Raw genomic sequence first — 7,261 nt, 5'->3', positions numbered from 1 at the left:
GATTTGGCATGGTCTGGGGTTTGACCGTATATTCATTATTGAGTTGCGAATCTTTTTGGGTATTGTACCTTATTGTCCTAAGATGTAAAGCAAATCTTGGATTAAATTCTTGCTCCCCCCCTGGAACAATACACCGTTAACCTAGAAGAAACCGGCGAGTTAATGATTCCCGAACCTGTGCGGAAACAACTGAACCTGCAAGCGGGCGATCAACTCACTTTAACCCTTGAAAAAGATGGCAGCCTGCGTCTGGTCAGTTGGCGTGAGCAAGTCCAAAAACTCCGGGGAATTTTTAAAGATATTTCAAACGGTGTAAGTCTCGCCGACGAACTGATTCGAGAACGGCGTTCCGAAACACAGCCGGACGACCAATGGTGAGTCAAAATCCCCGTGCCTCAATGTCCTGAGAATTGGGGCGATCGCATTTTTCCCCCGCCGGGAATTTCGGAAAAGTAAACCTAGGTGACCAAAAAAAAATTTTCTGGGCGCGCCCCCGCGCTTTTTTTTTCAGAAAACCCTATCTTTTTCTGGCAGTCCGTGCTACACTCTAATATAATGGGAATATTTGCGAAAATATTATTTTTTCTCACATACCATTATTTAACATACTCCTATCATAGCCAACTAGCGCCGCCGTGTCAACCCCTATTTACTAAGGCGGGCGGGCCATAATTTTTTAAAAAAAAGCGGCAGGTTGATAACCTAGTTAGAGCGATCGCCTAAAACTTTCCAGGTTTTTTCATCTACAACCCCGGTAGCTTCTAAGCCCATAGCCAACTGAAAGTCAGAGACAGCCGACAAAGTTTTCGGACCAAATATACCATCAACAGGACCCGGATCATGTCCAGTCAACTCTAGGCGAGTTTGCAGAGTTCTGACTTTAGAACCGCGATCGCCTTGTTTAATGAGAGTTTCTGCTATAGTCTGCTGGTGAGGATCTTTTGAGAGAGCCTGCCAAGTGCTGCGATCGACCACTCCAGTAGGTCTGAGACCCTTAGCCAATTGAAACTGAATGAGGGATCGTTCAGTGCGGGGACCAAAGAGACTATCTATACGACCGACAGAAAAGCCATGTACTTCCAGGCGCTGCTGTAAACCGGCGACCTGTGCTCCTTCAGTTCCTCGCGCTAGGGTCATTTCCCTAGGTCGAACCTGGTTTTCTTCAGGTTGATAGAAGGGTTCAGCAAAGGTAGTTTCTTCGCGAATTTCCTCACTGGGTTGGTAGAAAGGTTCAGCAAAGGTAGTTTCTTCGCGAATTTCCTCACTGGGTTGGTAGAAAGGGTCAGCCAAAGTGCGACGATCGCCTGTTGGCTGTTCTGGCTGATAAAACGGTTCCGAGAATAGACTTTGATCATCAGAGAAACTCCGACGATCTTGGGTTAGTTGGAGAAGTCGTTCAATTTCGGACTCTGCGATCGCCGATCTAGTCCCGGACGTGGCGATCGCGGGACCTGTAAAGCTGGGAATTGCTAAAGCCATGATGCCAGCAATGATAGCAGTTTTGATACCCATTATGACTAAGCGTGCGTGTTATGGTTTGAGGTTATAGCTGTTAGTTAAGCTATCCGAGATCACATTGTAACATCCGGATCGGTTTTCCGACACACTCAAACCGATCCCAAATGACTCAAATCTCTAGCCCGGTTCGCGGAGACCAAGCTATCTCTAACGCTGTAGATGCTGTTGTAATAACTCCTGAGACCTGGGTTTATAGATCAAATAGAATAAAGCCTCCAAATAGCGCATCATATCGGCGCGTTTTTCTTTAGAGATATATTTCCAGAACCCATAGACGCGGGTAAGAGTCAACAATCGGGAAGTGTGTATTTTCCAAGTATAGCTGCTGTAAACCCGATCCATGCCCCGTTGAGAAATTTCATTCCAGAAGCCAATATTATATTGACATCGAAGCAGAAACTCATCTAACTTAGCAGCAGTCTCGTCATAGTTAGTGGGGTTAATGTAAAAGCCATTAATTTTATCTTTGATAATTTCCAGGGGTCCACCGAATTGAGTAGCAAAGGTAGGTAAACCGGATATCATGGCTTCTAAAATAGTTAACCCAAAGGCTTCAAATAGAGCCGGTTGTACAAAGACACCATGATGGTCAGCAATTACCCGATACATTTCCCCGGTATCAGTTTTAGAAAGACGGACACCGAGCCAGCGAACTTTATCATAAAGATTATAATGCTCAATGAGATGATACATCTTTTGAATTTCTTCGGCTTCTTCATAGTCGCTAGAATCTTCAACCCGCAGTTTTCCCGCAATAAAAATCAAGTTAGCTTTTTCTTGGAGTTCGGGATGTTGACCATAGCATTCTACCAAACCAGTGATATTTTTAATCCGGTCTAAACGAGCGACAGAAAATAGGGGTGGTTTAGTTGGGTCAGCCAATTTCCCAAACACTTGGCTAGGGTCATCCAGGTGAAAAATCAAATTTTCTAGTCGTTGGCGATCGCTTGATATGCGTTCTTCGGTGCGAGTATAGGGGAAGAAAATGGTCTCATTGACCCCAGGGGGAACCACATTAAATTTCGGGCTAAATAGTTCGATACCATTGACCACATGATATAAACCGGGCATAGTATAAGACTTATAAGACTCATACTGACCGACACTATCAGTAGTGCCAATAATTTCTTGATAGGTGCTGCTAATAATAAAATTAGCGGCATTCATAGCAATCAAATCGGCGGTAAATTGCAAGGAGAAATGATATTTATCCTCCATATTCTGCCAGTACAAATCACTAAACACATATTTAGATTTTTCTAAAGCATGAGCTACATTACACTGAATAACATTCAGGCGTTTAGACAGCAAAAATGCCACCAAATTACCATCAGAATAATTGCCAACAATTAAATCAGGGCGACCTTGGAACTCCGCCAAAATTTCAGTTTCAGCATCAATAGAAAAAGTTTCTAGGTAAGGCCATATCTCAAACCGAGATATCCAGTTTTGGGTAACATTAGGGTTAAATTCCCGGAAGGGAACCCTGAGAATCCAGGCATTTTTAGTGCCATAAACTTTTTCTAATCGTTGATGACAACGAGTTCCATCACTATGAGGAATTAAACGAGTTAAAATCATCACTTTTGGTTGCACCCCCAAAACACTCAAGCCCGAGAGTTTCAATTCTTCCTCTAGTTCCATTTCTAAGCTACGCGCCTGGTCTAAAATATAGACAACTTGACCGCCTGTATCAGGACGACCTAAGACCCCTTCCTGACCAAACCAGCCATGAATAGAGACTAAAACGATACGGAAAATCATGGGAATACGAGCGAGGAATGCTTCTAAAACTTGATGGTCGGGAGAGTCCAGAAGTTCGTCTAGCATTTCTAGGGTTTCTAAGGCGCGTCTGGCGGTATTTCCCCATCCGGGTTCAAAGCCAATTTCTTGCAATTCAAACCGGAAGTTTTCGTAGGGTTCTTTGGGGGAACGCTTATTAAGTAATGAAATGGCTTTTTTAATGGCGTGGGAAAGTTGGTTTTGATTAGTGATGCGATCGTTAATCATTAATTGTAAGCCATTATAAGAATGGAGGCTCAGAAATTGATACAGAGATTCCAGCCATTGATTAGAGTCTTGAAAGAGTTTGCTCGATAAATAGCGGTTGAGATAACGGACTCCTTTACCGATATTTTTGGAGTCTCGCAGTTGGGGAGAATAGTCATAAAAGGGGCCAAAGTCTATGGCGAAAATATTACCTTCATGGGGATGGTGATGGTCCACGAAGTGATCTCGTAAATCGAGCAATTCCTGAACACTCATGACATCAACGGATAGATCAGGTCGGAGACGAAACCTTTCCTGGGTGGCTATCTGGGGACGTACAATCAAGCAAATGCTTTCATTTTCGAGAATAATTTCTTGGGTATAGTAAATCAGTTTACTGAGGTTAGAACTATGAACAAAATGATCTGATTTTTGAAATTTAAGGCAATAATCAGCAAAGGCTTGTAGGATATCATTGCGGAGTAAATATCGCTTTTCTGAGATTCTCAGTTCACTAGCGAATTGTCGCAGATCCTGTTTTTCGTCGCTATCAATTACGTTCTGAATGAGTTCGGACATGAAAAATTCTCCTGATTAGTTTCTTGTCGATGTTGTGGTTATCCCTAACCCTGGCTTGATTTATAGGTCTTCGTTTGTTGATCACACATCTTACCCAGTATAGATTTTGGCTGGGAAGGTTTGACAAAAATTTATGGTGATATGGTGATATGTTGATGGGTCTTGTATTTTGGCTATTTTCTGATTTCCCATATCTGTCAGGGAGAGGGGTGGAGACTTAAATATCCCTGAAATGGGGGGTTATGCTAATGGGGGTGACTCTGGTTGGGACAATATACTTAGGGGGTGGGCGCTATTTCATCAAAAATGGTGAAATGATGATTTAGATCCTGATCCCCCGGGAAGGCGATCGCATGATTTCATAGAAATATGGTAGTTTTCTATGATTTAGCTTTCCCCTTATACCTGGGTCCCTAATCTGTTGTTAGGTATAGTTATGATCCGAATTATTAGATTAATTATTATTTGTTGTACAATCTGATGGTATTTTGGTCTCTCAATCTATAAGTGATATGTCAACAATGGATTACAACAATACGCCGAAACCCATCACGGGTGAAATGGATGATAAGGCTAAAGCCCGTTTGCTTCTGACATTATGGGCGTTGGGAGGAACACAGACTAAGGTTAAGAAAAGTGATCTGACCAGTAAAGTCAAACAAAAACGACAAGGTAAGAAAGTCGGGATTTATCAGGGACTCTATGAGGATCTCAAAAATGCTGGGGCGATTGAGATTCATAAAGAAAACCAAGTCCCAATGGTTTTATTAACAGAAACAGGTAAATGGATGTTGGTTGAAGCCTTACAAAATCATGAATTTGAGTTTGAGGGAACTGTGGTTGCGTCTCGGTTGGCTAATGGATTAGTTGATTTAGTTCGAGCCATAAGTCAGAGAACATCTGGGACTGATACCTAATCATATTTAGCCAAAAATTGGGAAGTTGAACTGTCTTGACTATCCCCCAACCAATGACCCTATTTCCCCCTAATCAAAACATGGGATAGATTTGAAAAACCTTCCTTGTAAATACCAGCACTCAAATCTGGATCGCCTTTCATTTCCGTGATCAAGTTTACTCCTCACACTTTCTTAAACGCGATAACGGATTCAGATCCAGATTGATGTGGTCTAATTATGAGGTGTGTCTACTAACAATCAATACACCCCTATCATGTTGCTTGAATGGAGATGTTATTGTGGCTTCGATTTGCCTTTTTTAACCATAGCACCAACTCCTCAAACAATTAAAGCTACAGTGGCTGAAGGTTCGGGGACAGATTTCTTATTATATTCTGTTTGCATTTGATGATAAACGCCACTAGCAATAATTTGATGGGCTGTGGTAGTGGGGTGGATATAATCCCAGAATAGATACTCGTGGGGGTTCTGACAAATTGTGCCTGATCTTAAGGATAGACAGCTATCAGTTACGTTGGTTAATCCAAATTGTTGAGGGTTAGCGATCGCATTATCGAATAAACTACCCACATCAAAAAAGCTAATATGGGCATTAGATAAACTTTTATTTAACCCTAATATTCCTTGCTGTAAGGCTTGATTATGTTGGATACTGAGGCTATTAAGTGCGGCGGGGTTAAAGGAATTAAAAGGGTCAACTGGGTCGAAGGGATTAAATTGGGCAATGGGTGTTTTTCCTAATTGCGGTAAATTTAGCACTAGAAAATTACGGGCTCCCACACCATACAAAGAACTTACAGCTTGCGTAATATTATTAACCGGGATATTTACATCAGTTTCCCTTCCCCCTAAATAATCATTTGCTCCCGCCCAAAGAATATATAACGCATCAGATTCGCGGATTGACCGGACATTAATAAAGGGGCAATAAATGCCTGTAATTGAGTTGATCAACCTGGTCAAAATCCTGGGTGGCGTTAAAATCTCCGGTTGTCGCTCCATTAAAGGCAAAATTTACCCCGTCAATGGGAGAGTCTGGGTCGATTAATGTAGTCGGATTTAAACCGAATTCTGAGGCTAAATAATCTACAAATAGTAATCCATTAGATGCTCGTTGGTCGAAGTAGGGTAGACCTTGAAAAATGGCTCCGCTAGTGGCTTGATAAGCGTTACCTGTATCTGATCAACCATCTCCAAATATATAGATTTGACTAAAGTTAAAGGTGGCGGTGATCGCTGAGGTCTCGGTAATTATATTTATGGCGATCGCACCAATAATGCTAGTAGTTAATGAGATGCTTTTGTAGATGCTTTTCATAACCAGCCCTGGTGTGAATTGGGGTAATTTGTACATGGTAAGGCAACTTTAACATGATGACTCCGTGAAATTACATAGGCTGGTGTAAACTTTCAGGATGATTTTAGTAAAGGTTTGGTAAAGCCATGGCGCTGAGGTCAGGGGATAATCAATAGTTAATTTACCCCCAGACCTAAAATTAATGGGAATTAAGTATCTTTGAAGGAACGCATAGTTGGGAATAAAATAGCATCGCGGATACTCTGGGTATCAGTTAAAAACATAACTAGGCGGTCAACTCCAATTCCCATACCACCACAGTTAGGCATCCCCAAAGAAAGTGCTTGAATAAAATCTTCATCCATGGGGTGTGCTTCATCATCTCCGGCTTGTTTTTGAGCCAATTGTTCCTCAAATCGCTGGCGTTGATCTACGGGGTCATTTAACTCAGAAAACCCGTTAGAATATTCAGTGCCATGAATAAATAATTCAAACCTCTCTACAAATCCCGGCTTAGAACGGTGTCGTTTAGCCAAGGGACTGACTTCTACGGGAAAATCAATAATAAATGTAGGTTCAATTAGGGTTGATTCTACCTTTTGGTCAAAGACGGCATAGAGTAAATATCCCAAATTTTGAGTATTTAAGTCTGTGAGTCTCACGCCGATCGCTTCAGCTTTGGATTTAGCTTCTGAGAATTCCAGGGTATCAAAATCTAAGCCAGTTTCATCTCGGACAGCTTCGACCATAGTTTTAACCCGCCAATGTTTTCCGGTGAATGTGGGATAAATATTGCTGTAGTCATATTGGCGATCGATACTGATTTTATCTCCCTGATAATCAATCTGAGTAGACCCGCCCAAAACCTCTGTAGCTACGGCACAGATTAAGTCTTCAACCAAAGCCATAATTTGGAAATAGTCAGCATAGGCTTGATAGACTTCAATGGAGGTAAATT

At 41.8% G+C, this 7,261-nt stretch carries 7 protein-coding genes; 2 read left to right on the top strand and 5 right to left on the bottom strand.

Annotated features, from left to right (window positions below; translation table 11 throughout):
- Window positions 1–162: 162 nt before the first annotated feature.
- Window positions 163–378 carry an AbrB/MazE/SpoVT family DNA-binding domain-containing protein gene (locus P5683_RS21255; RefSeq protein WP_006624814.1) on the top strand — a complete coding sequence of 72 codons (216 nt, stop codon included), beginning with the start codon at window positions 163–165 and terminating at the stop codon, window positions 376–378.
- A gap of 324 nt (window positions 379–702) precedes the next feature.
- Here the strand turns inward: P5683_RS21255 and P5683_RS21250 are convergent, their stop codons facing one another.
- Entirely contained in the window at window positions 703–1,512 is an 810-nt protein-coding gene (locus tag P5683_RS21250; protein ID WP_315642003.1) for a peptidoglycan-binding protein, read from the bottom strand.
- A 153-nt stretch (window positions 1,513–1,665) separates the two neighbouring features.
- Window positions 1,666–4,086: a sucrose synthase gene (locus P5683_RS21245; RefSeq protein WP_006668154.1), complete on the bottom strand. Its 2,421-nt coding sequence runs from the start codon at window positions 4,084–4,086 to the stop codon at window positions 1,666–1,668.
- A 512-nt stretch (window positions 4,087–4,598) separates the two neighbouring features.
- On the opposite strand from P5683_RS21245, the gene P5683_RS21240 reads away from it, so the two are divergent.
- Complete coding sequence (locus P5683_RS21240) at window positions 4,599–5,003, top strand: hypothetical protein (protein ID WP_008057218.1); 405 nt, start codon at window positions 4,599–4,601, stop codon at window positions 5,001–5,003.
- A 321-nt stretch (window positions 5,004–5,324) separates the two neighbouring features.
- Here the strand turns inward: P5683_RS21240 and P5683_RS21235 are convergent, their stop codons facing one another.
- The 3 genes from P5683_RS21235 to P5683_RS21225 all read right to left on the bottom strand — a co-directional run.
- Window positions 5,325–6,008, bottom strand: coding sequence for an SGNH/GDSL hydrolase family protein (locus P5683_RS21235; RefSeq protein WP_006624817.1), 684 nt, complete (start codon window positions 6,006–6,008; stop codon window positions 5,325–5,327).
- Between the two features lie 181 nt (window positions 6,009–6,189).
- Window positions 6,190–6,324, bottom strand: coding sequence for a hypothetical protein (locus tag P5683_RS21230; protein WP_008057216.1), 135 nt, complete (start codon window positions 6,322–6,324; stop codon window positions 6,190–6,192).
- Window positions 6,325–6,512: 188 nt separating this feature from the next.
- Window positions 6,513–7,261 (bottom strand): amino acid--tRNA ligase-related protein (locus P5683_RS21225; protein WP_315641019.1); only part of this gene is annotated, 749 nt, incomplete at its 5' end.

It is taken from the genome of Limnospira sp. PMC 1279.21 (assembly GCF_032349615.1).
In the GTDB taxonomy this organism is placed as follows: Bacteria; Cyanobacteriota; Cyanobacteriia; order Cyanobacteriales; family Microcoleaceae; genus Limnospira; species Limnospira fusiformis.
This window is presented reverse-complemented; position numbering and strand designations above follow the sequence as displayed.